The following is a 26,049-nucleotide window of genomic DNA, read 5'->3' as shown; positions in this document are numbered from 1 at the left end:
GCCTTCCGGCGTGCCGTTCGGGCGGGCCCGGCGGCTGAACGGCCCAATCGGCGGTGGGAGGGCCGGGGCGCGGGGCAAGCGTGATGGCGTGTCAGACATGAACGCATCCACATCCAAGCGACTCGGCCTCGGACTCGTGGGCGCCCTCCTCGCGGGCGGCCTGCTGCTCGCGGCGTGCGCCGCCCCCGAGGGCCGGGCCCACGCCAGGGACCCGGGCGACGTGGTCTTCCGCCACCCGGGCGTCGTCGTCAGCCACACCCGGCTCCAGCACGCGAAGCAGATGGTCGCGGCCGGCAAGGAGCCGTGGAACTCCGCGTACCGGGCGCTCCTGAAGAGCCGCTACGCCTCCCTCGACTACCGGGCGCACCCGGCCGACGTGGTGCCCTGCCCCTTCAACTCGGGGCCGCAGCCCTGCCTCGACGAACGGCAGGACGCGATCGCCGCGTACACCCACGCCCTGCTGTGGTCGGTGAACGGCAAGGCCTCCCACGCGCGCAAGGCCGTGGAGATCATGGACGGCTGGTCGGCCGTGATGAAGCGTCACGCCGAGGACAACGCCGGCCTCCAGGCCGCCTGGTCCGGCTCCACCTGGGCGCGCGCCGCCGAGATCCTCCACGCCGACTACCCGCACTGGGGGGCCGGGCGCGTCACCCGCTTCAAGGAGATGCTGCGCACCGCCTACCTCCCGGCCGTCCGCGCGCAGGTGCCGGCGTACAACGGCAACTGGGAGCCGGCCATGACCGACGCCGCCCTGAGCATCTCCGTCTTCCTGGAGGACCAGGACGTCTTCCGGGAGTCCCTGGAGCGGTTCCGGGAGCGCGTCCCGGCGTACTTCTACCTCAAGCGGGACGGCGCGCACCCGCCGGCCCCGCCGCGCACCGGCATCGACTCGCCGGACAAGGTCGCCTCGTACTGGTTCGGCCAGGGGACGTACGTCGACGGCATCGCCCAGGGCACGGGCGCGAAACTCCCGTACACCCGCGAGCTGGTCGAGAAGACGCGGCCGGCCGGGACGGACGACTTGTTCGTGGCGTGGGAGACCCTCACTCACGGGGAGGCGGCGCCGGCCGCCTGAGGCGCAGCCGCTCTCAGGCGTCCACGGGGTGCCAGGCCGGGCCGTCCCCGTCCTGCCGGACGTGTCCGAAGACCACGTCGGCGAAGTGGACGCCGAAGCCGATGGTGTCCGGCTCCGCCAGTTCGGCGACCAGCCGGCGGCGGTGGACGGCGGTCCGGGCGAGGTCGTGGTCGAAGGCCGAGGACCAGTCGGGGTGGTCGATCTGGATCGGCGAGTGCACGGCGTCGCCGAAGGCGATCAGGCGCCGGCCGCCCCCGGTGATGACGTACTCGGCGTGCCCGACGGTGTGGCCGGGGGTGATCCGTACGCGCACCCCGGGGAAGATCTCCTGCCCGTCGTCAAGGGTGCGCACGCGCGGCGCGAGGGCGGCGACCCGCTCGGTCGTGCCCTCGGCCGCGAGGAGGTCGAGGCGGTCCCACTCGGGCGCGGCGATCAGGTATTCGGCGCGGGGGAAGAGCGGCAGCCCGTCGGCGGGGGACGGGTGGACGGCCCAGCCGATGTGGTCGGAGTGGAGGTGGGTGAACGCCACCGCTTCGATGTCCGCGGGGGTGCGGCCGAGAGCGGTCAGGCTGTCGGGGAGCGCGCCTCCGTGGATCACGCCGACGGGGCCGTCGGGGGACCGGAGCGTCTGCGGGCCGAAGCCCGCGTCGATCAGCAGCGCCCGGCCGCCGTGCTCCACCAGCAGACCGCCGACGCTCGCCACGAGGTGGCCCGCGGTGTCCAGGTACTCCGGGTGGGCGGTCCACACCTCGTCGGTGGTGTCCGGGAGCAGCGGCAGCGGGCGGAGCCGTACGTCGCCGTCCGGGACGTAGGAGACCTTCGTGTCGCCCAGCCGCAGCGAGCGGATTCCCGCGGGCCGGTTCAGTCGTTCGTCGTGCGCCGTCTTCAAGTCGGGCATGGGGGCTCCCTGGTGAATGGTCGTCAGGCCGCCTCCGGCCGGTGCGCCGGGGTGGCGGGGCCAACCATAAGCATCAAGTTCGAATCATTCAAGTTGTAAATATTCTGGCTTGAGCCATTTGCTAAACTGGCGCCATGACCACGCCTCCCGAGCTCCAGGCCATCGCCGAGCGCCAGCTGTGCGGGCTGGTGGACGGACTGGCCCACCGGATCGCCGAGCACGTGCGGGAGCGCGCCACCACGCTGGGCCTCACCGCCTCCCAGGCGACCGCGCTGCGCGAGATGAGCGGCCCGATGACCATGCGGGACCTCGCCGAGCGCATGAGCTGCGAACCCTCCAACGCCACCTTCGTCGTCGACAAGCTGGAGAAGCAGGGCCTGATCGAACGGCATCCGCACCCCACCGACCGCCGCGCCAAGCAGCTCGTCCTCACGCCCGGGGGCACCGCCCTGCGCGACCGGCTCCTCGACCTCCTCTCCGTGGACTCGCCGGTGTCCGGGCTCGACCCGGAGGAGCAGAGCGTGCTGCGGAGTCTGCTGGAGCGGGCCGCGACCTCCCGTTGAGGGCCGCGTAGGGTCGTGCGCATGACGATCGAGGAACTGGGCCGAGCGAGGTACGTCAGTCTCACCACCTTCCGCAAGGACGGCACGGCCGTGGCCACGCCGGTGTGGGCGGTGGCGGACGGCGGGGAGCTGTACGTGTGGACGCGCGACGACGCGTGGAAGGTGAAGCGGATCCGCAACGACGGGCGGGTCACCGTCGTGGCCTGCGACGTACGCGGACGGGTGGCCGACGGGGCCGCGGTGGCCGAGGGCGAGGCGCGGCTGCTGGACGAGGCCGGTCTGAAGCGGGTGCGGAAGCTGATGGGGCGCAAGTACACCTGGCAGTTCTGGATGCTGGACGTGCCGGCCGCGATCGTCCGGCGCGGGCGGCCTCACACCGCGATCGCGGTCACGCTTGCCCCGCCCGCCGCCAAGCTTTGAGACTCCTGTAGCCCGCCCGTAACACGGGTGGGATCCAATGCGGGGATGGAGACCGCGACTTCGCAGGTGATCGGCCAACTCTCCGGGTACATGCGGGGATTGACGCAGCGACTGGATCCCGGGACAGGCTGGTACGGGGAGTTCCTGCGGCGGGACCCGGAGGGGATGCGGGCCTGTCTGGACGGAGCCGCGATGCCTCCGTGGGACGTACTGGAGTCACTGCTCGGGGACTTGGCCGCATCGTCGGCCCCCGGGGCGCTCGTCCGGGAGACGCAGTACGCGGCCGGACTGCGGGCCGCGGCCGTCGGCGTCTGGGACCGACTGCCGGGCGGGGTCGAGGAGTTGCGCACACTGATCGCTTCGGCCGCCGAGCAGCGGGCCCGGGCCCGGGCAGCCCTGCGCGTGCTGTCGGCGCGGCTGGCGGAAACGACGGACCCGGCGCAGGCGCAGGCCCTGGCCCGGGAACTCTCCTGGACCCGGGACGACGATGCCCGCGCGACCGCCCGCCACGAGGACCTGACGGCCCGCCTGGAGGCGGCCCTGGGGACCGGACGCCCGTCGCCGATGCAGCAGGCCCCCCTGAACGGCGTGCCCGCGCAGCGTGCGGCGACGTCACCGGGTGCGGGGCCTGCCGCGGCATGGCCGGGTCCGCGGGAGGGCATGCGGCCGGAGTCCCCGGACACGGCGGCCGCGACATCGGACCGGCTGCCGGGCACGACCCCTGATGCGACAGCGGCCCCGACGTCGGGCCGCCCTGTGGCGGAAGGAGTGGAGGAGCCGGTCCGGCGGGCCGAGGGGCGGTGGTTGCGCGGTGCGCGGCGCAGCGGCGGAGCCCGGTACGCGGGCGCGGCGACGCCCGAAGCCCAGGCCGTCACCATGCCCCCGGGGCAGCCGTCATCCGACACACCCCTGCGCGGCGCCCGCTTCGGACGCCCCGCCCGCCCGGCGGCCGAGCCCGCCCCGGCGGAGGCTCCGACGGGCGCGGCCGGGCAGCCGGACCCGGCCCGCGGAGCCCGGCACGAGCCCGCCAACGCGAGCTCCGCAGGCCAGGGCCCCGAGCAGACCCCCGCCGCTTCCGGCCGGGACGACTACCCCGGGTCCGGGCCCGCAGGTGGCCACTCCGGGGCCGAGGCCTCGGCCGAGGTGGCCTGGAGTCCGGCCTCCGGTCGGGCGGGTGGGGGGTCCGGCTCGGCGGGGCAGGGCGGACGCCCGCCCGGCACCCCGGCCTGGAGCGCGGGGTACACCCCCGCCGCCGAACCGGGGCCCGGGCCCCACCCGCAGGCCGAGCCCACCCCGTGGCCGGACCTGGGCCGCGCCGGCGGCTCGCCCGGAGACTCCGCCCAGTGGCCCGGCTCCACCCCCGGAGGCGACCCCCACGGCACGTCCGTCCCGTGGGCCGGTGCTCCCGTCGGGCCCGGCTCCGCCCCCGGAGGGGCACCGCACGGCGCGCCCGCCTCATGGGCCGGTGCTCCCGGTGCCTCCGGTGGCTTCGTGGAGGGGCTCGTGGCCCTGCGCGGGCAGGGGCGGAGCGGCGAGGCGCACGTGCTGCTCTGCGAGGCCGCCGCCGGCCCCGCCGAGCGGCTGGCCCTGCTGGGGGAGGAGCTGCGGCGGGCCGGTCTGGCCGCCGACTGGGCCACCCTGCTCTGGGAGGCGGCCTCGCTGCCGCCCGCCCGGTTCGCCGCGGCCGCCGCCGCGCTCGGGCCGGCCGACCAGGGCGCCCTGCTGCGCCAGGGCGCCGCCCGTCCGGCGGCGGAGATCGCCGAGATCGCCCTCGTGCTCGGGACGGCCGGCCACACCCAGGAGGCCGACGCGCTGCTCGCCGCCTTCGTCCGGGTCCGCACCGCAGAGGAGTCGGCCCGGCTCGCCCGCCGGGACCCCCGGTGGTTCGCGCCCCGGCTGCTCCGCGCCGCCGAAGCCCTCTCGGGGGCTCATCACCGTGACCTGTTGCACGCCCTTCGAGTCGCGAATCTGCCCGTCGCCTGACCGGAAACGACCACGTGTCGACGTAACTCCTGCGTTTGCTGATCGACTACTCCAACCGCGCAAGGCGGTCTTGCCCCGGGCCTGGCCGAGGCCTACCTTCAACTCCCTACGCGCAGCCGTCGTACACCCTCTACGTGCGTAGAAGCCGGCGTACCCCGTCGCGAGGAGCAGCTCATGGCCCAAGTCGTCCGCGCCGCACTCGTCCAGGCCACCTGGACCGGAGACACCGAGTCGATGATCGCCAAACACGAGGAGCACGCCCGCCGGGCCGCCGCCCAGGGTGCGCAGATCATCGGCTTCCAGGAAGTCTTCAACGCCCCCTACTTCTGCCAGGTCCAGGAGCCCGAGCACTACCGCTGGGCCGAGGCCGTCCCCGACGGCCCCACCGTCCAGCGCATGCGGGCCCTCGCCCGCGAGACCGGCATGGTGATCGTCGTACCGGTCTTCGAGCTGGAGTCCGAGGGCTTCTACTACAACACCGCCGCGGTCATCGACGCCGACGGCAGCTACCTCGGCAAGTACCGCAAGCACCACATCCCCCAGGTCAGGGGCTTCTGGGAGAAGTACTACTTCCGCCCGGGCAACCTCGGCTTCCCCGTCTTCGACACCGCCGTGGGCCGGATCGGCGTCTACATCTGCTACGACCGGCACTTCCCGGAGGGCTGGCGCGAACTGGGTCTCAACGGCGCCCAGTTGGTCTACAACCCGTCCGCCACCTCCCGCGGCCTGTCCGGATACCTGTGGCAGCTGGAGCAGCCCGCCTCCGCCGTGGCCAACGAGTACTTCGTCGCCGCCATCAACCGAGTCGGCCAGGAGGAGTACGGCGACAACGACTTCTACGGCACCAGCTACTTCGTCGACCCGCGCGGTCAGTTCGTCGGGGAGGTCGCCAGCGACAAGGAAGAGGAACTCCTCGTCCGCGACCTCGACTTCGACCTCATCAAGGAGGTCCGCGACCAGTGGGCCTTCTACCGCGACCGCCGCCCCGACGCCTACGGAGGACTCGTACAGCCGTGACCAACCCGATCCCCCTGCACAGCCGGCACCGCTCCGTCCTGCCCGACTGGCTCGCGCTCTACTACGACCGCCCCCTCGAACTCACCCACGGCGAGGGCCGCCACGTCTGGGACGCGGACGGCAACCGCTACCTGGACTTCTTCGGCGGCATCCTCACCACGATGACCGCCCACGCCCTGCCCGAGGTCACCAAGGCCGTCTCCGAACAGGCCGCGCGGATCATCCACTCCTCCACCCTCTACCTCAACCGCCCGATGATCGAACTGGCCGAGCGGGTCTCGGCGTTGTCCGGCATCCCCGACGCCCGGGTCTTCTTCACGACCTCCGGCACCGAGGCCAACGACACCGCCCTGCTGCTCGCGACGACGTACCGCCGCTCCAACCAGATCCTGGCGATGCGCAACAGCTACCACGGCCGGTCCTTCTCCACCGTCTCGATCACCGGCAACCGCGGCTGGTCCCCGACCAGCCTCTCGCCGCTCCAGACGTACTACGTCCACGGCGCGGTCCGCACCCGCGGCCCGTTCGCCCACCTCGACGACACCGCCTTCACCGCCGCGTCCGTCGCCGACCTGGAAGACGTACTCGGCCAGGCGCGCGGCGGGGTCGCCGCGCTCATCGCCGAACCGGTGCAGGGCGTGGGCGGCTTCACCTCACCACCCGACGGGCTCTACGGGGCCTTCCGCAGGGTCCTCGACCGGCACGGCATCCTCTGGATCAGCGACGAGGTGCAGACCGGCTGGGGCCGTACCGGCGAGCACTTCTGGGGCTGGCAGGCCCACGCCCAGAACGGCCCGCCGGACATCCTCACCTTCGCCAAGGGCATCGGCAACGGCATGTCCATCGGCGGAGTCGTGGCCCGCGCCGAGGTGATGAACTGCCTCGACACCAACTCCATCTCCACCTTCGGCGGTTCACCCGTCACCATGGCCGCCGGCGTCGCCAACCTCGCCTACGTCCTCGAACACGACCTCCAGGGCAACGCCCGCCGCGTCGGCGGCCTGCTGCTGGAGCGGCTGCGGGCCATCGCCGCGACCGTGCCCGCCGTACGGGAGGTGCGCGGCCGGGGCCTGATGGCCGGCCTGGAGCTGACGAAACCCGGCACCGACCAGGCCGACCCGGACGCGGCCGCCGCCGTACTGGAAGCCGCCCGGGCCGGCGGCCTGCTCCTCGGCAAGGGCGGCGGCCACAACACCAGCGTGCTGCGCATCGCGCCGCCGCTCTCCCTCACCGTCGCCGAGGCGGAAGAGGGCGCCGAAATCCTCGCCGAGGCCCTCCGCACCCTCAACTAGCACCGGGGGAGACGTACATGAGCAGCAACCGCACCCTCATCCGCGGCGGGCTCGTCATCACCGCATCCGACGAGCTCCACGCCGACGTCCTGATCGAGGACGGCCGGGTCGCCGCCCTCGCGGCACACGGCACGGCGGCCGCCGAGACCTGGACGGCCGACCGGACGATCGACGCGAGCGGGAAGTACGTCATCCCCGGCGGGGTCGACGCCCACACCCACATGGAGCTGCCCTTCGGCGGCACGGCGGCCTCGGACACCTTCGAGACCGGCACCCGGGCCGCCGCCTGGGGCGGCACCACCACCATCGTGGACTTCGCCGTCCAGACGCCGGGCCACGCCCTGCGCGAGGGCCTCGACACCTGGTACGACAAGGCCGACGGCAAGTGCGCCGTCGACTACGCCTTCCACATGATCCTCTCGGACGTCAACGAGCGGACCCTGAAGGAGATGGACCACCTGGTGGGGGAGGGGGTCACCTCCTTCAAGCTGTTCATGGCGTACCCCGGGGTCTTCTACAGCGACGACGGGCAGATCCTGCGTGCCATGCAGCGGGCGTCGGGCAACGGCGGGCTGATCATGATGCACGCCGAGAACGGCATCGCGATCGACGTGCTCGTCGAACAGGCACTGGCGCGCGGGGAGACGGACCCCCGCCACCACGGCGAGGTCCGCAAGGTCCTCCTGGAAGCGGAGGCCACCCACCGCGCCATCCAGCTCGCCCGGGTGGCCGGCTCCCCCCTCTACGTCGTCCACGTCTCGGCGGAGGAAGCGGTCGCGGAGCTGGCGGCGGCCCGGGACAAGGGGCTGCCGGTCTTCGGCGAGACCTGTCCGCAGTACCTCTTCCTCTCCACGGACAACCTGGAGGAGCCCGACTTCCAGGGCGCCAAGTACGTCTGCTCCACCCCGCTGCGCCCCCGCGAGCACCAGGCGGCGCTGTGGCGGGGGCTGCGGACGAACGACCTCCAGGTGGTCTCCACCGACCACTGCCCCTTCTGCTTCCGGGGCCAGAAGGAGCTGGGCCGCGGGGACTTCTCGAAGATCCCCAACGGTCTTCCCGGCGTGGAGAACCGCATGGACCTCCTGCACCAGGCGGTCCTGGACGGGCACATCAGCCGCCGCCGCTGGATCGAGATCGCGTGCGCGACCCCGGCCCGGATGTTCGGGCTCTACCCACAGAAGGGCACCATCGCGCCGGGCTCCGACGCCGACATCGTCCTCTACGATCCGCACGCCGAGCAGGTCATCTCCGCCGAGACGCACCACATGAACGTGGACTACTCGGCGTACGAGGGCAAGCGGATCACCGGACGCGTCGACACGGTCCTGTCCCGGGGCGAACTCGTCATCGACCGGCGCGAGTTCACCGGCCGAGCCGGTCACGGAGCCTTCATCCCCCGCTCCACCTGCCAGTACCTGTAAGCCGCAAGCCCGCACGCACGCAGCAGCAGCAAGGAGCCATGCATGGACTTCGGCCTCGTCCTGCAAACCGACCCGCCGGCCTCCCAGGTCGTCAGCCTCATGAAGCGCGGGGAGCGCAACGGCTTCCGCTACGGCTGGACCTTCGACTCGGCGGTCCTCTGGCAGGAACCCTTCGTCATCTACAGCCAGATCCTCGCCAACACGCAGCACATGCACGTGGGTCCGATGGTCACCAACCCGGGCACCCGCACCTGGGAGGTCACCGCCTCCACCTTCGCCACCCTCAACGACATGTACGGCAACCGCACGGTCTGCGGGATCGGGCGCGGGGACTCGGCGATGCGGGTCGCCGGGCGCGCGCCGAACACCCTGGCCCGGCTCGGCGAGGCCATCGACGTCATCCGCGACCTGGCGGAGGGCCGCGAGGCGCAGGTCGACGGCAACCCGATCCGGATCCCCTGGATCACGGACGGGAAGCTGCCCGTCTGGATGGCCGCGTACGGGCCCAAGGCCCTCGCGCTCGCCGGCCAGAAGGCCGACGGGTTCATCCTGCAGCTCGCGGACCTCTACCTCACCGAGTGGATGGTCAAGGCGGTCCGCCAGGCCGCCGTGGAGGCCGGGCGCGACCCCGACTCGATCACCATCTGCGTGGCCGCCCCGGCGTACGTCACGGCCGACGACTCGGCGCAGGCCTTGGCCCACGCCCGCGACCAGTGCCGCTGGTTCGGCGGCATGGTCGGCAACCACGTGGCCGATCTCGTCTCCCGCTACGGCGAGCATTCCTCGATGGTTCCCGAGGAGCTCACCGAGTACATCAAATCCCGGCACGGCTACGACTACAGCCACCACGGCCGCGCCGGGAACCCGTCGACCGACTTCGTCCCGGACGAGATCGTCGACCGCTTCTGCCTGCTGGGCCCGCCGGAGGCCCACGTCGAGAAGCTGCGTGCCCTGCGCGCCCTCGGCGTCGACCAGTTCGCCGTCTACGACATGCACGACGCCAGGGAGGCGACGATCGACGCGTACGGTCAGCACATCATTCCGGTGCTGCGCGACTGACGACCCGGGCCGGCCCCGTGACGGCTACACCTTGAGGCCGCGTAGTGAACCTGATGGCCCCTCCCGGTACGGCGAGCACTCTTCTAGTCGGAGGTCTTGATCTTCTCTGCCCGGCGGAGGGGCTCGCGGTCCAGGATGCTCTGCTCCCTCGTGGTGAGGGCGGGACCGTCGAGCAGGGGCTTGCGCGGGCCGCGTGCCGCGGCGATCAGGACGTCGGGGGTGCCGAGGACGGAGGCGGGCTTGTGCATCGTCATGACGTCCGTGAGTGCCTTGACGACCAGGAAGTTCCCGATGGCGGTGTGGCTCAGGCGGTGGACATAGCGTGCTGCGAGCTTGTCGGCCAGGTTGGGCGTCCTGCCGACGGCACCCGGATAGAAGCGGTCCTGGCCGACGGCGAGCAGCCAGGCCGCGGCAGCGGGGCGGGCCATCGCCTTCTGGGCCCGGGCGGCGAACCCGGGCGCCGTCACGGGCGTCTTCGCCGCGGTTTCGCGCAGCGCGAGCGCTCCCAGGGCGGCGGCGGACATCCCGTGGCCGTAGACCGGGTTGAGGCTGGTGGCGGCGTCGCCGAGGACGATGAAGCCGGCGGGCATGGCGGCCTTCTCGAAGCGCCGCTGCCGGTTGGCGGTCCGGCCGTAGACGACGACGTCGCTGATCGGCTCCGCACGGGCGAGGAATTCGGCGGCCAGCGGGTGGCGGACTCCTCTGGCGAACTCTTCGAAGAGGTCCTCGTCGGCGCTCGGTTCGCCGCCGCGGGTGCCGGAGATGCTGACGTGCCACTGGCCGTCTTCGATGGGGATGATCGAGACGACCTGGCCGGGCTTGCCCTGCCGCGGGTCGGCCTGGATGTGGATGACGGGCCAGTCGGATTCGGCACCCAGAGGGGCGCGGTAGCGGCGGCTGGCGTAGCGTACGCCGGCGTCCACGACGGTCTCGCTCACCGTGGGGGCGCCGATCCGCGCGAGCCACTCCAGGACCTTGGAGCCACGACCGGTCGCGTCGATCACGAGGTCGGCGTCGATCCTGCCTTCCTCGCCGCCCTCGTCCCGCACGTGCACACCGCACACCCTCGACGCGCTGCCCGCCAGCGAAGTGACGGTCATGCCCGTGCGCACGCGGACGTTGGGGATCTCCAGGGCCGCGGTGCGTATGCCCCAGTCGACGAGGTCACGGCTGGCGCCGATGAGGTAGTGGGTCTCGGTCCACCGCCGGAACCAGCCCGCGGGCGCGTAGGAGACCATGCCGTTCGGGATCGGTACTCGGTGGGCTCCGGCCCCCAGCCACCGGTCGGTCGTACCGGGAAGCAGGGCTTCGATCGCGTCGGCGCCACCCGACCACAGCATGTGGGCGTGGGCGGCCTGGGGAAGTCTGGGCCGGGGCTCTGCGGTATTGGGCAGCTTTTTGTCGCGTTCGAGGATGAGGATGTCCGCGAAGTGGGGTGCGAGTGCGGCGGCCGCGAGTGTACCGGCAAGGCTGCCGCCGAGGATGACGGCGCGGGTGGTGCCGGTAGTGCCGTGGGGCTGCTGGGTCATCGTGTGTTGCTCTCTAGGACTGCCGCTTCGCGGGTGGCTCGGACGACGGGGAGTATCGACAGAGGCTGGAAAAGGATGACGAGGCCGGCAGTTCACGGGGAACGCCGTCCTGACGGGGCGGCCGCGGTCCGGCGGTGAAGGGCTCCGTACTGGCGGGAGATGCGGGCGATGCCCCTGGTGCCGGTGCCGAGTACGGCGCTGAGTGCGGCAGTGCCTTGTTCCGGGTACTCCACGCCGCTCTCCGCAGCGGATTCCTTGGACTCGATGGCGGCCGCGATCATCATGGCCGCGGCCGTCGCCCATGCCTCTTTGGGGCAGACACCGTCGTCCAGTGCCCTGTAGTGATGTGCCGTCATGATCTCAAGGTCGCAGAACGGGGCCAAAGCCAGTAGATCATCGTAGATATCCGTTTCGCGATCGAAGAGCCGGGATCCGAGCGATGTCCACCAGCCGGCCGACGCCGGCAGGCCCATGAGGGTGCGCAGCCTGCGCCACAGCGGCCCCATCCACCGGTAGGTCTGCCATGTCTCCCAGGCCTCGGCCAGGCGACGGCCCTGGGGCAGCAGGAAGCCGGAGGTGGTCAGGACGGCTCCGACACTGGCCAGGGGCGGGGCGACATCGGTACTGAGGAAGTCCCAGTCGCCGCCCGCCCAGCGGGCGACGACGGCAGCGGCCTTGGCGAGCCCGAAACCGGTGCTGAAGACGAAACCGGCCACGAGGGTCAGCAGGCCTGCCCGGAGCCACCCGCCCACCACGCGCGACCACCGCCAGCACATCACCGGTACGACCGTGCCGACGACGATGTGCCAGGAGAGGTAGATGACGATCATTTCGCGGATCCAGAGCGTGGACGCGTAATGGGTGTCGAGGTCCCGCAGCCGTTCCACCGGGGCATCGCCCAGGACGAAGCACAGGGAGATCAGGGCGACCACCGTGCCGCAGACGGCGAACCACTGCCGCACGCGGCGTTGAACCTCTGTGCCGAATCCCTCGCGCCAGTACGCGAGGAGCACGATGCAGCACGTGTTGAACACGCTGAGGATGGCGTAGACCAACGGCGCGGAGACGTTAGGCAGCCCCACCCATCGGTTGACCACGGTGATCGTGGGGGGAGCGGCGAAAGCGAATCCGGCGCTGGCCATGAGGAGCAGCCCCGCGACGGACCGGGCCATGGGGTTGCTCCACTGCCGGATCAGTCCGGGGAGCTTGGAGAGGAAGGCGATGCCCAGCGCCGCCGCCGGGATGTAGTAGTCCGAGCCGTTCACCAGCCGTTGCCGAGAGAGGCCTGGATGCGGGCAGCCGGGCCTTGGAGGACCCGCTGCGTGGAGTCGACTTCGACCAGGTGGCGAAACCGCCGGCCGAGCATGCGGCCGTACTGTTCGGCCTCGGCCTCGTCGCCCCCCGCGGCGTGCGTCCGCGCGGCGACGAGACGCACGGCTTCGTCGAGGTCCTCCGGGGTCAGGACGTCGTCACCGATCAGACGCGTGGCGACCTGCGAACCCAGGACGTACGTACCGCAGTGGCCTTTGATCATGTGCCAGATCTCGTGCCCCAGGATGACCAGGGCATGGAAGGGACTGGTGCTCTTCGCGACGACGATGATGTCTTCGGTCTCGCGGTCGAGCCAGAGCCCCGAGACGGTGCCGAGGCCCTGCGGGAAGTCCCGCCGCACGATGCGCACGGGCCGTCCGGGATCGCCGCGGTGGGCGGTGAGATGCACGGCTATTCGGTCGATCAGCTCGGTGATGTCGCGGGGTGCGGGCTCACCCAGGCCGGCGTACAGCTCGTCGCACAGCCGTACCATCTCCTGCTCCAGCCGCCGGTTCCTCACGATTCTCATCCCTGACTCCTCACCTGCGCATTCCATGCCGTTCGGCGTTGATCCGTGTTCCTCTGTGGGTCCGGCGCGGGCGTGCACCCACCTCGGACTCGGCTGCACGTCCAAGACTAGGCTCAGGAGGAGCCGCGTCGAGGCCGGGGTTTCGGAGAAACCCCGGACGGCGACGAACCGATGAGGTCAGCCGCTGAGCGGCATGGTCGCCTCCGGCGCCGGGTTCCGGGAAAGCCACCGCCCGTAGGCCCGGGTCATCCCCCGGTTCCGCAGCGTGTCGCGGATGAGGGCGAAGTGCGCGGAGGTCCGGGCGCGGGGCGGCAGGCCGCGGGAGATGCGGCTCATGTGCGCCCGTACGACGGCCAGTACGCCCGCGCTGGCGATGTCCTTGTCCCGCCAGTCGAGGCGCGGTGCCGCAACCTCGATGTCATCGCCCTCCTGCCAGCGTGTGGGCAGGTCGGGGTGGAGGGCGAGGGCGGTGGCCAGACCGACCATCGCGAATCCGCTCGTCAGGACCCGCTCGGCGGAGGCGCGTCGGCCGATTCCTCCCGTCAGCATGAGCGGCATGGGCGCGGATGCGACGAGCCGCTCGGCGATCGCCAGGAAGTAGGCCTCCCGGCCGAGCTTCCTGTCATCGGCCGTGCGGCCCATGGTCGCCGCGCTCTCCATGCTTCCGCCGGAGAGTTCCACCAGGTCCACGCCGAGGCCTTCGAGGGACGCGAGTACCTTTTCCACCTCGTCGACGTCGAAGCCGCCGCGCTGGAAGTCCGCGGTGTTGATCTTGATGCTGACGGTGAAGTCCGGGGACACGACCGCGCGAACGGCTCGCACCACCTCCACGAGCATCCTCGCCCGGTTCTCCAGACTGCCGCCCCACTGATCGGTGCGGCGGTTGACCAGAGGGGAGAGGAACTGGCTGAGGAGGTAGCCGTGGGCCGCATGGATCTGGACGCCGTGAAAGCCGCTCTCCTGCGCGAGGCGTGCCGTTGTGGCGAACCGGCCGATCGTGGCCCGGACGTCCTCCTCGGTCATCGCCGTCGGGCGGGCGAAGACGCTCGTGTGCTTCCCGAGGCTGACGCCGATGTCGGACGGCGCCCATGCCACACCGCGCAGGTCCGACCGGACCTGCCGGCCCGGGTGGTTGATCTGCATCCACACCTGTCCGCCCCCCGAGCCGGCCGCCGCGGACCAGCGACGGAAGGGCTCCAGGTCGGTTTCGGCATCGAGCACGATCGTTCCCGGAGACGTGAGGGCCCGCCGGTCGATCATCACGTTGCCGGTGATGATCAATCCGCTTCCGCCGCCAGCCCATCTGCGGTACAGCTCCTCGATCTCCGGCCCGGGCAGCTGGCCGGGCTGGCGGGCGAGGCTCTCCTCCATGGCGGCCTTGGCCATCCGGTTGGCAATGCGGGCGCCGCTCTGCAGTACGAGAGGTGTGGACAGGTGCATAGAAGATTCCCCTCTGGATTTCGTCACGTGACGTCCGGCTGTGGCGCGCGTGTACGGTGCCATTCTCGGTCCATGCCCGGCCAGGGCCGGGTCCCGTCTCATGCGCCGTGCTCTGCCCTTGCCGTGGACTGCCGCGCCGCTTCGACCTGCGGGGAGCGCAGCATGGCCGCGGACATGTCCACGAGGTCCTCGGAATCCTCGATGGAGCTGACCGTCCATCGATGCTCGGGAGCGAGGGCGGGCACGGCGTACCCCTTCTGGACGACCGCGCGGGCAATCACCGAGGCATCGGCTTCGCCGCGGGCACGGCGGACCTCGGAGTGCTCGGCCAGGGCGAGCGCGTAGACCTCCGTGCCGGCCGACCGGTCGAACCAGGGCGTCAGCCGCAGTATCGCGTCGAAGATGTCCCTCTCGCGCTGCATGAGCCGGCGCTCCACGGGCTGCCACCACGGCATCGGCGGTGGACTCGCGGGCGGTATCTCCGGGCGGATCTCCAGCCAGAGGGGCTGCAGCCGGCGAAAGCGGCGCAGAGCCCGCCACCGGGAGCCCACGCCTTGTCCGATGGGCGGGAGCATGAAACCCGCGAAGATGAGCAAGGCGCTGAAACCGGCCAGGGAGAAGGCGGCGTTGGTGCTCAGCCAGTCCCAGTCGTGGCCGAGCCAGCGGGCAACGATCGCCGTGAACTTCAAGAGGTCGTAGCCGAACATGCACACCGCCCCGGCGGTGATCAGCAGCAGCCCGGCCTTCAGCGTGCCGGGGACCTGCCGCGACCAACGCAGGCAGAGGAGCACCATGGTGACGGCCGCGACGCTGTGCGCCGCCAGGTAGAGAAGGATCATTTCGCGGATCCAGGGCGTGCTGGAGTAGTAGGTGTCCAGGTCCCGGAGCCGCTCGACCGGTGCGTCGCCCAGCGCGAACAGGGCCCATGTGGCGACGATCACCGCGGCGTAGGTGGTCAGGCACAGCCGTGTCTGCCGCAGGGTGACGCGCGCGTCCTCGTTCCCCCGCCAGTGGATGAGCAGCACGATGCTGATGCCGTCGAACGCGCTCAGGATCGAGTACACGATGGGCGCCGCGACGTTCGGTATGCCGAGCATCTCGTTGATGATCGCGAGGTTCGGGGGAGCGGCCGTGACGAACAGGAACGCGGCGACGAAGAGGGTCGCCGCGACGGCCCTCAGGAGCGGGTCTCCAGGCTTCTTCCGCAGCGCCCAGAGTTTGACGGCGGTGGCGACGATGAAGCCGGCGGCCACGGACAGGTACGCCGTTCCCGCGTTCACCGGCGGCTCCCGTGAGCCGCGTGGGGGAGAGCGGGCATGGTCAGTTGCCCTCGGATCGGGCGGCGCCGCCGACGGGCAGGTCGGAGCGGCGGATCTTGGAGAACTGGATGCTCAGCCGGGCGAGACCATTCGTTCCCGACACACGGGTGTCGATGGTGGCGCCCGTTTCGGCGGCGAGGGCCGCCAGCCCGGACGACGCCCTCCCGGCGGCCTCCGCAGCGGCCAGGGCGGCGTGGATCGTAGCGGCCTCGGCGAAGATGAGCGCCGCCTCCGGCTCGCAGCCTTGCGAGGAGGCGTAGCGCTCGGCTGCCTCGCGGTGGCTGCTGTCCAGGTGGGGCGCCAGGTTGAGCAGGCGATCGGAAATGTCGGTGGACCTGGCCATCGCCCGGATCTCCGGTGACGAGGTGAAACGAACCCAGGTGGGCTTCCCGGGTCCCGCGAAGGGCTCGAGCGCACGCCAGAGGGGCTCCATCGCCCGGTAGGCCCGCCAGGATCCCCACATCGATCCCAGCCGCGGCCCGACGACCGGCACCAGGAAGCCGATCGTCGTCATGCCGGCGCCCAGTCCCGCGAGGGGTGGGGCGACGTCGGTGCTGAGCGAGTCCCATCTGTCCGTACCGGCCCAGCGGGCACCGACAGCCAGGAACTTGAGCAGGGCGAACGACAAGCCGATGCTGAACGCGGCCACGAGTATGAGCAGGCCCCAATGGGTCCACGCCGCCTGGAGGTCCCGGAGCTCACGGGCCCACCGCCAGCATTTCGCCGCCACCACGAGACTCATGGCGATGTGCGAGGTCAGATAGAGCACGATCATCTCCCGCACGTACGGGGTGTTCGCGTAGAAGGTGTCGAAGTCGCGCTGCTGCTCGATGGGCACGCTGCTGAGGTAGAAGAGGACGCAGAACGTCGCGATCATCACGGCGGTCGCCGCGATCCACATCCTGGTGTGCCTGCGGAGGATCTCCTCGGGCCCCCCTCGCCAGTGGATGAGGAGCACGATCGAGCCGCACGACAGGCACGACAGGATGCAGTAGACGATGAGCGCCGAGACGTTCGGGACGCCGGTGAGCCGGTTGACCCGCTCGATCGTCGGCGGGGCACCGAACACGAAGCCTCCCGCGGAGGCCGCGAGGATCACGAAGATCGACTTCGACATCGGCGAATTCCAGCCGCGCCAGAACGAGGGGGACTTCACCACCAGAGCGATCGCCAGGACGCCTGCGGGAATGTAGTAGTCCGATCCGGTCATGCTCAGTAGCCTCTGCCTATGCTGGACTGGATCCGGCCAGCCAAACCGGTTGTCGGCACGGCGCCGCACCCTTTCAGACACTCTCGCAGCCGGGCTCCCATCTGCAGCCCGAACTCCTCCGCGTCGACTTCCTCTTGGGTGTCGACGTGGCTCCTCGCCGCAAGGGCGACGAGGTCCTCGCCCACCAGTTCACCACCGAGTGACCTGGCGGCGGCCGCGGCGACGTCGTGGTGGGACGCGTGGGACAGGCACTCTCCCATCAAGGCGTGCCACATCTCGTGTGCAAAGATCACGAACTGGTGAAGCGTGGTCGTCTGACTCTCGACGACGATGACGATCCGGTCGTCGAACTTCGCCGTGAGGCCACTGGCCGTCTCCTCGGGGAACTCGCGGAAGTACAGGAAGACCGGATGGAACGGGAGCGCACCGTCCTCGTTGAGGCGCCGCTCGACATCGGCCCTCAGCACCGCGAACAGGCTGTCCGGATCCGAGGGGATCGGCCTGTCGAGACCCGCGAGCACCGCGTCGCAGAACTTCGAGACCCTCCGCACGGTGGAACGCCGCGCCAGGTGGGCTCTTGGTGCGGCGAGCAGGCCCTGATGGGACGGCAGCCTGTCGAGAGTCGCGAGTACCCCCTTGTGAAAGCCCGCCATCTTCCCCTCGTTCATCCGAATGCCCCCACTGTGAGTTCCCCTCCGACGGGCGGTGAAGCCGCGGCCCGCCCTGCCGCTGACGGTGACCGAGGGTCAGGTCAGTCGCTGCGCCCGGACCGGACCCTAGGGTCCGGAGTCTTCTCGTGTGATCGCGTCCATGAAGGCCATCAAGGCCGTCTCCAGGCTCGGGGACAGCTCCTTGTCGCCGAGACGGAGCTGGACCTGCATGGCGTGGCGATTCCTCACGGCCGCGGAAGGGTTCCTGAGGAACGCCGTGAGGTTCGGGATGACCTTGCTGTCCAGAACCCGTTTCACGGCCTCCGGCGGCGTCTGGGTGAAGTACTCCATGGGGACGCCGAAGAACTTGGCGAGGCCTGCGCCGTGCCAGATGTTGGGCGTGCTGTGGTTCAGCAACTTGCCGTGCCACTGCGGGGTCATCCCGCTGCCGGCGGCGATCTCGGCGGTGGTGTACTGACGCCGGCTGCCCGTGTTCTTGTCCACGGTCAGCCGGGTTTCCCTGAGGAACGCGATGCGGCGGGCCAGCTCGGCCGCGGCGTTCCCCGGCGCTTCGACGGGTTCGCCGTCGAGTAGCCGCCGGATGTCGGCCTCCGGAAGGGAGCTGTGGAAGGAGAGGTCCCGCAGGTTGAAGACCGACGCCCGGTCGAGTCCCGCCTCCGACTGGAGCTCCTCGACCTCTCTCACGGTCCTGGCGAGGTGCTCGTACCCGTCGCTCACAGACCCTCCCGGTGGGTTGGAAGGGGAACTTGTGGTTGAGACGAGCCCGCCCAGCCCCCGCTGTCACTAGATCACGGAACGGCCGGGTCCGCAATGAAATGATCGTTTCACGCGCAGGGTAGCAGGTGCCCTCCCGGGGGCACGGGGGGAGTGCCCTCCTCTACGGGTGCGGCCGGCGGGGACCGCCTGCCGCCCTCGCTCACGAGCGGCCGGCCGGATCCTGTGCCTGGGCCGGATCCTGCTCCTGGGCCTGCGCCTTGAGGTCCTGCGGGGGTCCCGGCCGCGTGGGCACCGCGGCCAGGGTGGCGGCGGCCGGCTTCGAGGCCCTCAAGGCCGGAGCCGCCGGCTACGTCCCCGAGTCCGTTGCCGACCGCGACCTCGTCGAAGCCTGCCGCGCGGCGATCCGGGACGAGCCCTTCATCTACACGGGCGCCGAGACAACCCTGATCCGCAACTACCTCGACCGCGCCCGCGGGCGGCATCCGCTGCCGGCCCGGGCGATCACCGAGCGCGAGGAGGAGATCCTCAAGCTCGTGGCCGAAGGCCACTCGTCCAAGGAGATCGGGGACCTGCTGGTGATCAGCGCGAAGACGGTGGAGCGCCACCGGGCGAACCTGCTCCAGAAGCTGGGCATGCGAAACCGCCTGGAGCTGACCCGCTACGCGATCCGGGTGCCTGATCGCGCCGTAGGAAACCCGGCGGTCGCCGGGGACGATCCCCGGCGCGGGCATGGCGGCGCGAGGCGGGGGCAGGTGCCCTCCACGGCAGAGATCGCCGTGCCCCACGTCCCGCCCGTCAGTTCGGACGGCGAGTGGGACCCGCCGCAGAAAGCAGAGGCAGCACCACGATGACCGAGGACGCCGCGAACGAGCCGCACGCCCCCTCCGACGCGGAGCGCGCGGCCCGCGCCCGGGTGCGGGAGCAGGCAACCGGCCTGACCCACCACGACTGCGAGTCGGCGCTCGAAGCCGCGGAGGCGGCTGCCGAGGAGGCCTCGGGCGATCTGCAGAAAGCCGATGCCGCCACCCGCGGCGCCGTCGCGGAATGGCGGCGCATCACGGAGCTGCTCTTCGACCACGGCGGCCCCTACACGCCCCGTACGGACGCGTACGTCCAAGGCCAACTGGCAGCGCGCGAGGCCCATGCCGGCCCCGAGGGGGACTCGGGAAGGCCATGAGGGGGGCGGGAAGCGCGGCCTCCGTCAGAACAGCGAGTTGTTGCCGTGCAGCCGGCGTCGCAGGAGCGTGGCGAAGGTCTGCTCCTCGAGGTGCGTGAGGGAGCTGCCGCCCGGCGCGGCGTAGGCGATCCGCCAGTCCTCGGGGTCGCTCTTCGTGGTGAGCCAGCCGATGGCCCTGCCCTCCACCTCTCCCCACTGCAGGAACGGCCGGTCCTCGGCCGGCCAGGCGACCTCTGCGACGGGGAACACCCGGGCGCCCGCGATGATCCCGCCGGGGAATTCGCGCATGATCGCCAGGTAGTCCTCCGGGAGGGCGGCGGGCGACCCGTCCCGCGCCCGGTCCACCAGCTCGCGCGCGTACTGCCGGATGCCCGGGATGCCGAGGCTCCGCACCTTGACGAGGACTTCGTCCAGTGCGCCGATGTCCCGGTCAGCCAGCGCCCTGGCCGTCGCCCGCTTGTCTTCGGCGAGCCTGTGCCACGAGCCCGTCATGTACTCCGCGCCCGTCTCGAACACGGGTGTCCCCTCGGCGCGCCCCGCTATCTCCTGTGCGATGAACTCCGAGGTGGTGAAGGGGAGTTCGAACCAGATCTGGAAATCGGCATCCGCGAGGACGGTCGTCCAGTCCGCGGTGTCGGGGGCGGTGGTGTCCCAGAGCAGCACACCGTCATCCGTGGTGCGCCGGGAACGCACGGGGAGTTCGCAGCGGGTGAGCTTCACGGAAGCCGCGATCACGCCCTTCGGCAGGGCCGTGAGCAGCAGTTCGAAGTCCTCGGGCACGAACTGCCCGTATCCTTCGCCCTCCGGTCGCCCGGGGGCGGCCAGACCGAGTAGCCGGACGACATCGAGATGGTTCACGGGTTCCTCGTTCCTCTTGCGGGCACGGGCACGGGCACGGGCACGGGCGCGTCCACGGCGGGCGGAGGATCCGAACCGATCGTGAGGGCAAGGACCTTGACCACGATCGACGTTCTCCTCCGTCCCGCGCCGGCTGTCGGCCGGACCGGGTGGCGGCAGGGCCGGGTATCAGTGTGCCGCGCTCTTCACGAGCGTGGCGATCCTCGCCTCGTCCGCGGCCGTCAGCTGCGTCAGGGCGTAGGAAGTCGGCCACATGGAGCCCTCGTCGAGGTGCGCCTGGTCGCTGAAGCCGAGCGTCGCGTAGCGCGCCTTGAACTTCTCCGCGCTCTGGAAGAAGCAGACCACCTTGCCGTCCCGGGCGTACGAGGGCATCCCGTACCAGAGCTTCGGCGCGAGGTCGGGTGCGCTCGCCTTGACGATCGCGTGGATCCGCTCCGCCATGACCCGGTCGGAGTCCTGCATTTCGGCGATCTTCTCGACCACGTCGGCCTCTTCCGCGGCCGCCTTGTCGGCGCGCGATCCGCGGCGGGCCGCCGCCTTCAGCTCCTTGGCGTGATCCTTCATCGCCGCCCGCTCCTCCTCCGTGAACTTCGCGGACGGGCCGGCGGCCGGGGTCTTGGCAGGGGTCGTGGTCTTGGCGGGCTTCTGGGTGTTCGTCATCGCGGGGTTCCTCACGTCAGTCGGGGTGTTGGACGGGATTTCATACTAGGAAGCGAGGCGGTCCGCGCCCCTCATCCCCACGCGCCGGCGATCTGGCGGGTCGTGGCGTTGAGCCGGTTGAACATGTTGGTGACACCGATCATCAGGACGATCGCGGCCAGCTGCTTCTCGTCGAAGTAGGTCGCGGCCGTGTCCCAGACCTCGTCGCTCACCGCGTCGGGACGGTCGGCCAGCCGGGTCGCCGCCTCGGCGAGCAGCAGGGCCGCCCGCTCCTCTTCGGTGAAGTACGGGGTCTCGCGCCAGGCGGCGACCGTGGCCAGCCGCTCATCGCTCACCCCGGCCTTGCGGGCCGACTTGGCGCCGCCGTCCACACAGGCGCTGCACCCGTTGATCTGGCTCACCCGCAGGTGCACCAGCTCCAGGATCTGCCCGTCCACTCCACCGGAGTGCACTGCCTTGAAGATGTCCTGGATGGGCTGCATCGCACCGGACAGGACGACGGCGGGGTTCTGCATGCGGGACTGCATCTCGGTGTGCTCCTCTGCTGGGACTGGCTCTTCCGGTCTCCGGGTCTTCCCGGTTTCCGTTCCCCCCTCGGGGTGTGACTCCATAACAGCCGCAGTGGCCCGCCGCGGCGATGGCGGTGGGACACCCTGGGACAGGCGGAACATCCTTGACCAGCGGATATGCGGCCCGGGATAATTCGGGCCCGGCGGGACAGGGATACGGGGGGAACCGTGGACATGGAACGGCGGACGGCCGAGGCCGACCCGCAGGACGAGCTGGCCGCACGGCTGCGGCTGCTCCAGGAGCTTTCCGGGCTCGGGGTACGGGCCCTCGCGAGGGATACGGGGCTGAGCTCCTCCTCGCTCTCGCGCTACCTCGGCGGGCAGACCGTGCCGCCCTGGCCCGCGGTGCTCGCCCTCTGCCGACTGGTCAAACGCGATCCGCGCCCGCTGCGCCCCCTCTGGGAACTCTGCTCCTCCAACCCGCTGCCGGCGCCCCCGAAGGCCAGCCGCCAGGTCCAGCCCAGACCCCGTAACGATCTGCCGCGCGACGTACCGGACTTCACCGGCCGCGAGGCCCAACTCGCCTCCGTGCTGGCCGCGGTGGACAGCCACCGGGGCGTCGCCGTCGACGGCATGGCGGGCGTGGGGAAGACCTGTCTCGCGGTGCACGCCGCGCACCGGCTCGCCGACGACTACCCGGACGCCCAGCTCTACGTGGACCTGCACGGATTCACCGAGGGCCGGGACCCCCTCGATCCCGGCTCCGCGCTGCGGATGCTGCTCGGGGCGCTCGACGTACCGTCCGAGAGGGTCCCGCAGGAGGGCCTGGAACAGCTGTCGGCCTGCTGGCGGGCCGAACTGGCAGGCCGGCGGGCCGTCGTGGTCGTCGACAACGCGGTCGACGCGGACCAGGTCCGCCCGCTGCTGCCCGGCGCCGGCGACTCCGTCGTCCTGATCACGAGCCGCAACCGCCTGCTGGGCCTGGACGAGGTGCCCCCGGTGTCGCTGGACGTGCTCAGCCCGCGCGAGAGCGCGGAGCTGCTGGCGCGGGCCAGCGGAGACCCCGGCGGGCCCGAAGGCCGCCTCGCCCGTGAACCGGACTCCACCGCCGAGGTGTTGCGGCTGTGCGGCCACCTGCCGCTGGCCCTGCGGCTGGCCGCGGCCCGGTTGCGGCACCGGCCGGGCTGGACGGTGGGCATCCTCGTGGAGCGGCTGGCGGAGGGGGCGAGCGAGTTCGACACCGCCTTCGCCATGTCCGTACGGCAACTGGACCGGGGCCAGGCCCGGTTGTTCCGGATGCTGGGCATGCTGCCCGGCGGCTCCTTCGACGCCTACGCGGCGGCCGCTCTGGCGGACGTACCGCTGTCCAGTGCCCGGGAGGCACTGGAGGACCTGGTCGACGCGCACCTGGTCCAGCAGCCGACGGCGGGCCGGTACCGGCTGCACGACCTGGTGCACCAGCACGCGCGCGGCGCCTGCGCGCAGCAGGACTCCCAGGCCGACCGGGAGCGCGCACTGGGCCGCTTCCTCGACTACTTCGTGCACGCCGCCGCCGCGGCCGACGCCGCGATGCCGGTGCTCTCACCGGGACGGCCGCCCACCGCGGGCCGGGCCCCGGCCGCACTGCCGCGGTTCGCCGACAAGAACGCGGCCTGCTCCTGGCTCACTTCCGAGTACGAGACGATGATCGCCGCCTTCGAGACGGCGGTCGCCGTCGGGGCGGACGCGCACGTGTGCGAGCTGCCGCGCTTCCTGCGCGCCTACTTCGCACGGCGCTGCGGCACGACCCACCTCAACCACCTCTTCGAACGCTCGCTGGCCGCCGCCGAACGCCTGGGGGATCCGCAGCGCCTGGCCGAGGCCTACAGCGACCTGGGTTTCGCGCGCTACAACGCCGGCCGGATGGCCGAGGCCGCGGCCGCGTACGAGGCGGCCGGCCTCCGGGTCGCGCAGACGGGAGACACCCGCTCGGAGGCGGAACTGACCCTGCGCCGAGGCTATTTGAGCTGGGACCAGGGAGGTCGTGGGAGCGCCGAGGAGCCGCTGGAACTCTTCCGGCTGGCCGGGAAGCTGTACGGGGAAGCCGGGCTCCCGGCGGGCGCGGCCCACGCGGCCGCCTCGGAGGCCTGGGCGCTGCTCCAGCTGGGAGACCGCGAGGCGGCGGCACGGCGGGCCCGGGAGGTGCTGGACGTCTCCCACCCGGACCCCGCGTGGCCGCCCACCCTGACGGCCCGCATCACCCTCGGCATGGCCATCGCGGCACAGTCGCCCGAGGAGGCGTCGGAGCACCTGCACCGGGCGCTGGCACTGGCCCGAGAGGACGGGCACGTCAACAACGAGGCCTGGTCCCTCAACTGCCTGGGCGTCGGGCTGCGCCGGATGGGCCGGTACGAGGAGGCCCTAGCCAGCCACCGGGAGGCGTTCGCGCTGCTGGACGAGCTGTTCGAGGAGCACTGGAAGGTCCGGTTCCTGGGCGGCTACGCCGAGACCTGCCGGCTCGCGGGACTGCCCGACGAGGCCCTGCGCCTGCACCGGCAGACGCTGGAGCTCGCCCCGGGGCTCGGCTACCGGCACGAGGAGGCGCTGGCCCACGAGGGGATCGCGGTCCTGCTCGAGGACAAGGACCCGGCCGCGGCCGCCGAGCACCGCACGGCGGGACGCTCGCTCCTGGAGGAGCTCGGCGCGGGGGCGCGCTGAGCGGGGCGCCCGCAGGGCGAAGGGGAGCCGGGCCGGTCCGGGCCCGTCTCCGGGGCCGGCCGGGCGGATCCTCCCGATGCTGTTGCAGGACTACGGCGGGGCCTGACAGCCTGTTCCCGAGCCGGCCCGACCAGGGGCCGGCCGGACCGGGGGGACCAGCATGAACATCAGAGCCGCCGCCATAGCCGCCACCGCCGCCTTCGCCCTCGCCGGACTGGGCGCGGGCCCGGCCTTCGCGGACAACCACATCAGCGTCGCACCGCAGGGCCAGGACGGAGCCTTCGAGCACACGGCGCCGCAGCTCGGCACGCTCGGCGACCAGGGCCCGAAGTTCCTGACGGAGGGCGACTTCGAGCACCTGAGCCCGCAGCACATGGCGGACGGGGCGTACGAGCACTTCTTCCCGAAGCCCCTCGTCGTAGGCGACCTCGCCACCCACTAGGTCGTCTTTTTCGGATCTTGTCGGCTGAGCCCGTGGCGTCTGGTGCCGTGCCTGGGCGTGCTGTCGGGGCGCTCGCGTACTGGACGTACGTGGTCGCCTCGGCAGTGCGGCCGGGCGCGGTGCCAGGCGTCGCGGGCCCGGCAAGATCCGAAAGAGGCGGCCCAGCCCGGAGGGGGCCACGGGGCCTCCCGCCCCGTGGCTCCCCGTAGCTCGCCGTGACTCCGCGTGTCCTCCCGGGCCGCCGCCCGCCCCGCGGCGCGTTCACCCGCGGTCCACCCCGGGTCCGGCCGCCCGTCGGGCCGGGCAGTGGGGATTGTCAGCCGGGCGTGCTTTGCTGGAGGCATGATCGATGAATTCCTCGCCCGGAACCTGTCCGACGTCGACGAAGCCGTTCGCAAAGCGGCGGCGATCGAGATCATGCCGAGATTCCGCCAGCTCGCCGACCACGAGGTGGACCAGAAGAGCGGCCCGCACGACCTGGTGACGGACGCCGACCGCAAGGCCGAGGAGTACCTCACGGCCGCCCTGACCCGGCTGCTGCCGGGCTCGGCGGTGGTGGGCGAGGAAGCGGTGCACGCCGACCCCGGGGTGTACGGGGCGCTGCGCGCCGACGCCCCGGTGTGGATCGTGGACCCCGTGGACGGGACCCGGCAGTTCGTGCACGGGGACGCGGCGTTCTGCACCCTGGTCGCGCTCGCGCACCGCGGGGAGCTCCTCGCCTCCTGGACCTTCGCTCCGGCCTTGGAGGAGATGGCCACCGCGGTGCGCGGACAGGGCGCGTACGTCAACGGCGAGCGGATCCTCAGCGGTTCGCCGGAGCCTGGCGCCGAGCTGCGGGTCGCGACCGCTCACCCGCTGTACACCACCGAGGAGGAGCGCCGGATCCTGGCGCGCCTGGACGTCCCCGGGGTGGCCTCCCGCGCGTGCGGTTCGGCGGGCCTGGAGTACCTGAAGGTGGCCCGGGGAGAGATGGACTGCCTGGCCTTCAACTGGCCCTCGGCCTGGGACCACGCGGCCGGGCTGCTCCTGGTCGCCGAGGCGGGCGGCTCCCAGAGCACCGTCGACCGGGTCCCCTTCAGGGTGGACCGGGACAACGCGCTGCCGTTCGCCGTCGGCCGGGACGAGGCCACGGCCGTACGGATCCGGGAGCTGCTGCGGGGCGAGTGAGCCCCAGGTGGCTCCACAGCCGATCCGTCCGCTGAGCCCAGGGCGAACGGAGTCGGCGCGGATCGCGCAGCCCGCCTATGGACAG

At 71.6% G+C, this 26,049-nt stretch carries 24 protein-coding genes and 1 pseudogene; 13 read left to right on the top strand and 12 right to left on the bottom strand.

The window, feature by feature from the left end; all coding sequences use genetic code 11:
* Positions 1-97 precede the first annotated feature (97 nt).
* Positions 98-1,075, top strand: a complete 978-nt coding sequence (locus ACFWBW_RS01830; protein ID WP_385367526.1) for an alginate lyase family protein — start codon at positions 98-100, stop codon at positions 1,073-1,075.
* Positions 1,076-1,088: 13 nt separating this feature from the next.
* Here ACFWBW_RS01830 and ACFWBW_RS01825 read toward each other — a convergent pair whose 3' ends face one another.
* The gene (locus ACFWBW_RS01825) at positions 1,089-1,973 is read right to left on the bottom strand and encodes an MBL fold metallo-hydrolase (protein WP_385367525.1); all 885 of its coding nucleotides are present in this window, start codon (positions 1,971-1,973) and stop codon (positions 1,089-1,091) included.
* Between the two features lie 134 nt (positions 1,974-2,107).
* On the opposite strand from ACFWBW_RS01825, the gene ACFWBW_RS01820 reads away from it, so the two are divergent.
* The 7 genes from ACFWBW_RS01820 (at position 2,108) to ACFWBW_RS01790 (ending at position 9,728) form a co-directional block, all read left to right on the top strand.
* Positions 2,108-2,536: a MarR family winged helix-turn-helix transcriptional regulator gene (locus tag ACFWBW_RS01820; protein WP_385367524.1), complete on the top strand. Its 429-nt coding sequence runs from the start codon at positions 2,108-2,110 to the stop codon at positions 2,534-2,536.
* Positions 2,537-2,557: 21 nt separating this feature from the next.
* Positions 2,558-2,956, top strand: coding sequence for a PPOX class F420-dependent oxidoreductase (locus ACFWBW_RS01815; RefSeq protein WP_385367523.1), 399 nt, complete (start codon positions 2,558-2,560; stop codon positions 2,954-2,956).
* A gap of 45 nt (positions 2,957-3,001) precedes the next feature.
* On the top strand, positions 3,002-4,939 hold the full coding sequence (locus ACFWBW_RS01810) for a hypothetical protein (RefSeq protein ID WP_385367522.1): 1,938 nt from the start codon (positions 3,002-3,004) through the stop codon (positions 4,937-4,939).
* Between the two features lie 174 nt (positions 4,940-5,113).
* Positions 5,114-5,956 carry a nitrilase-related carbon-nitrogen hydrolase gene (locus ACFWBW_RS01805; protein ID WP_385367521.1) on the top strand — a complete coding sequence of 281 codons (843 nt, stop codon included), beginning with the start codon at positions 5,114-5,116 and terminating at the stop codon, positions 5,954-5,956.
* Entirely contained in the window at positions 5,953-7,248 is a 1,296-nt protein-coding gene (locus ACFWBW_RS01800) for an aspartate aminotransferase family protein (RefSeq protein WP_385367520.1), read from the top strand. The genes ACFWBW_RS01805 and ACFWBW_RS01800 overlap by 4 nt, the downstream gene beginning before the upstream one ends.
* A gap of 17 nt (positions 7,249-7,265) precedes the next feature.
* A complete protein-coding gene (gene hydA / locus ACFWBW_RS01795; protein WP_385367519.1) occupies positions 7,266-8,669 on the top strand; it encodes a dihydropyrimidinase in 1,404 nt (467 codons plus the stop codon).
* 42 nt (positions 8,670-8,711) lie between these two features.
* Positions 8,712-9,728 carry a TIGR03842 family LLM class F420-dependent oxidoreductase gene (locus ACFWBW_RS01790; protein WP_385367518.1) on the top strand — a complete coding sequence of 339 codons (1,017 nt, stop codon included), beginning with the start codon at positions 8,712-8,714 and terminating at the stop codon, positions 9,726-9,728.
* Between the two features lie 83 nt (positions 9,729-9,811).
* Here ACFWBW_RS01790 and ACFWBW_RS01785 read toward each other — a convergent pair whose 3' ends face one another.
* The 8 genes from ACFWBW_RS01785 to ACFWBW_RS01750 all read right to left on the bottom strand — a co-directional run bounded on the left by ACFWBW_RS01785 (position 9,812) and on the right by ACFWBW_RS01750 (position 18,454).
* A complete protein-coding gene (locus tag ACFWBW_RS01785; protein ID WP_385367517.1) occupies positions 9,812-11,257 on the bottom strand; it encodes a pyridine nucleotide-disulfide oxidoreductase in 1,446 nt (481 codons plus the stop codon).
* A gap of 92 nt (positions 11,258-11,349) precedes the next feature.
* Positions 11,350-12,522 (bottom strand): MAB_1171c family putative transporter, encoded by a 1,173-nt coding sequence (locus tag ACFWBW_RS01780; protein ID WP_385367516.1) that lies wholly within the window; start codon positions 12,520-12,522, stop codon positions 11,350-11,352.
* Entirely contained in the window at positions 12,519-13,097 is a 579-nt protein-coding gene (locus ACFWBW_RS01775) for a toxin-antitoxin system, toxin component (protein WP_385367515.1), read from the bottom strand. The genes ACFWBW_RS01780 and ACFWBW_RS01775 overlap by 4 nt, the downstream gene beginning before the upstream one ends.
* 177 nt (positions 13,098-13,274) lie before the next feature.
* The gene (locus ACFWBW_RS01770; RefSeq protein ID WP_385367514.1) at positions 13,275-14,537 is read right to left on the bottom strand and encodes an NADH:flavin oxidoreductase/NADH oxidase family protein; all 1,263 of its coding nucleotides are present in this window, start codon (positions 14,535-14,537) and stop codon (positions 13,275-13,277) included.
* A 98-nt stretch (positions 14,538-14,635) separates the two neighbouring features.
* Complete coding sequence (locus tag ACFWBW_RS01765) at positions 14,636-15,817, bottom strand: MAB_1171c family putative transporter (protein ID WP_385367513.1); 1,182 nt, start codon at positions 15,815-15,817, stop codon at positions 14,636-14,638.
* Between the two features lie 40 nt (positions 15,818-15,857).
* Positions 15,858-17,066, bottom strand: coding sequence for an MAB_1171c family putative transporter (locus ACFWBW_RS01760; RefSeq protein WP_385367512.1), 1,209 nt, complete (start codon positions 17,064-17,066; stop codon positions 15,858-15,860).
* A 2-nt stretch (positions 17,067-17,068) separates the two neighbouring features.
* Positions 17,069-17,734 (bottom strand): toxin-antitoxin system, toxin component, encoded by a 666-nt coding sequence (locus tag ACFWBW_RS01755; protein ID WP_385367511.1) that lies wholly within the window; start codon positions 17,732-17,734, stop codon positions 17,069-17,071.
* A 108-nt stretch (positions 17,735-17,842) separates the two neighbouring features.
* Complete coding sequence (locus ACFWBW_RS01750; RefSeq protein WP_385367510.1) at positions 17,843-18,454, bottom strand: hypothetical protein; 612 nt, start codon at positions 18,452-18,454, stop codon at positions 17,843-17,845.
* Between the two features lie 317 nt (positions 18,455-18,771).
* On the opposite strand from ACFWBW_RS01750, the pseudogene ACFWBW_RS01745 reads away from it, so the two are divergent.
* Both ACFWBW_RS01745 and ACFWBW_RS01740 read left to right on the top strand, forming a co-directional pair.
* A pseudogene (locus ACFWBW_RS01745) lies at positions 18,772-19,128 on the top strand (DNA-binding response regulator); the annotation flags it as partial.
* A gap of 173 nt (positions 19,129-19,301) precedes the next feature.
* Positions 19,302-19,631 (top strand): hypothetical protein, encoded by a 330-nt coding sequence (locus ACFWBW_RS01740; protein ID WP_385367509.1) that lies wholly within the window; start codon positions 19,302-19,304, stop codon positions 19,629-19,631.
* Between the two features lie 24 nt (positions 19,632-19,655).
* Here the strand turns inward: ACFWBW_RS01740 and ACFWBW_RS01735 are convergent, their stop codons facing one another.
* From ACFWBW_RS01735 to ACFWBW_RS01725, 3 genes are all read right to left on the bottom strand, one after another.
* Complete coding sequence (locus ACFWBW_RS01735; protein ID WP_385367508.1) at positions 19,656-20,489, bottom strand: hypothetical protein; 834 nt, start codon at positions 20,487-20,489, stop codon at positions 19,656-19,658.
* Between the two features lie 168 nt (positions 20,490-20,657).
* Positions 20,658-21,149 (bottom strand): iron chaperone, encoded by a 492-nt coding sequence (locus ACFWBW_RS01730; protein ID WP_385367507.1) that lies wholly within the window; start codon positions 21,147-21,149, stop codon positions 20,658-20,660.
* 71 nt (positions 21,150-21,220) lie between these two features.
* Entirely contained in the window at positions 21,221-21,676 is a 456-nt protein-coding gene (locus tag ACFWBW_RS01725; protein ID WP_385367506.1) for a carboxymuconolactone decarboxylase family protein, read from the bottom strand.
* Positions 21,677-21,892: 216 nt separating this feature from the next.
* Here ACFWBW_RS01725 and ACFWBW_RS01720 point away from each other — a divergent pair, with 216 nt between their 5' ends.
* The 3 genes from ACFWBW_RS01720 (at position 21,893) to ACFWBW_RS01710 (ending at position 25,964) form a co-directional block, all read left to right on the top strand.
* Positions 21,893-24,355, top strand: a complete 2,463-nt coding sequence (locus ACFWBW_RS01720) for a tetratricopeptide repeat protein (protein WP_385367505.1) — start codon at positions 21,893-21,895, stop codon at positions 24,353-24,355.
* A 160-nt stretch (positions 24,356-24,515) separates the two neighbouring features.
* The gene (locus tag ACFWBW_RS01715; protein WP_385367504.1) at positions 24,516-24,797 is read left to right on the top strand and encodes a hypothetical protein; all 282 of its coding nucleotides are present in this window, start codon (positions 24,516-24,518) and stop codon (positions 24,795-24,797) included.
* A 342-nt stretch (positions 24,798-25,139) separates the two neighbouring features.
* Positions 25,140-25,964, top strand: coding sequence for an inositol monophosphatase family protein (locus ACFWBW_RS01710; protein WP_385367503.1), 825 nt, complete (start codon positions 25,140-25,142; stop codon positions 25,962-25,964).
* Positions 25,965-26,049 lie beyond the last annotated feature (85 nt).

This window comes from Streptomyces sp. NPDC059957, assembly GCF_042730015.1.
Lineage (GTDB): Bacteria > Actinomycetota > Actinomycetes > Streptomycetales > Streptomycetaceae > Streptomyces.
The sequence above is the reverse complement of the archived record's forward strand: the minus strand, read 5'-3'. Positions and strand labels throughout refer to the sequence as shown.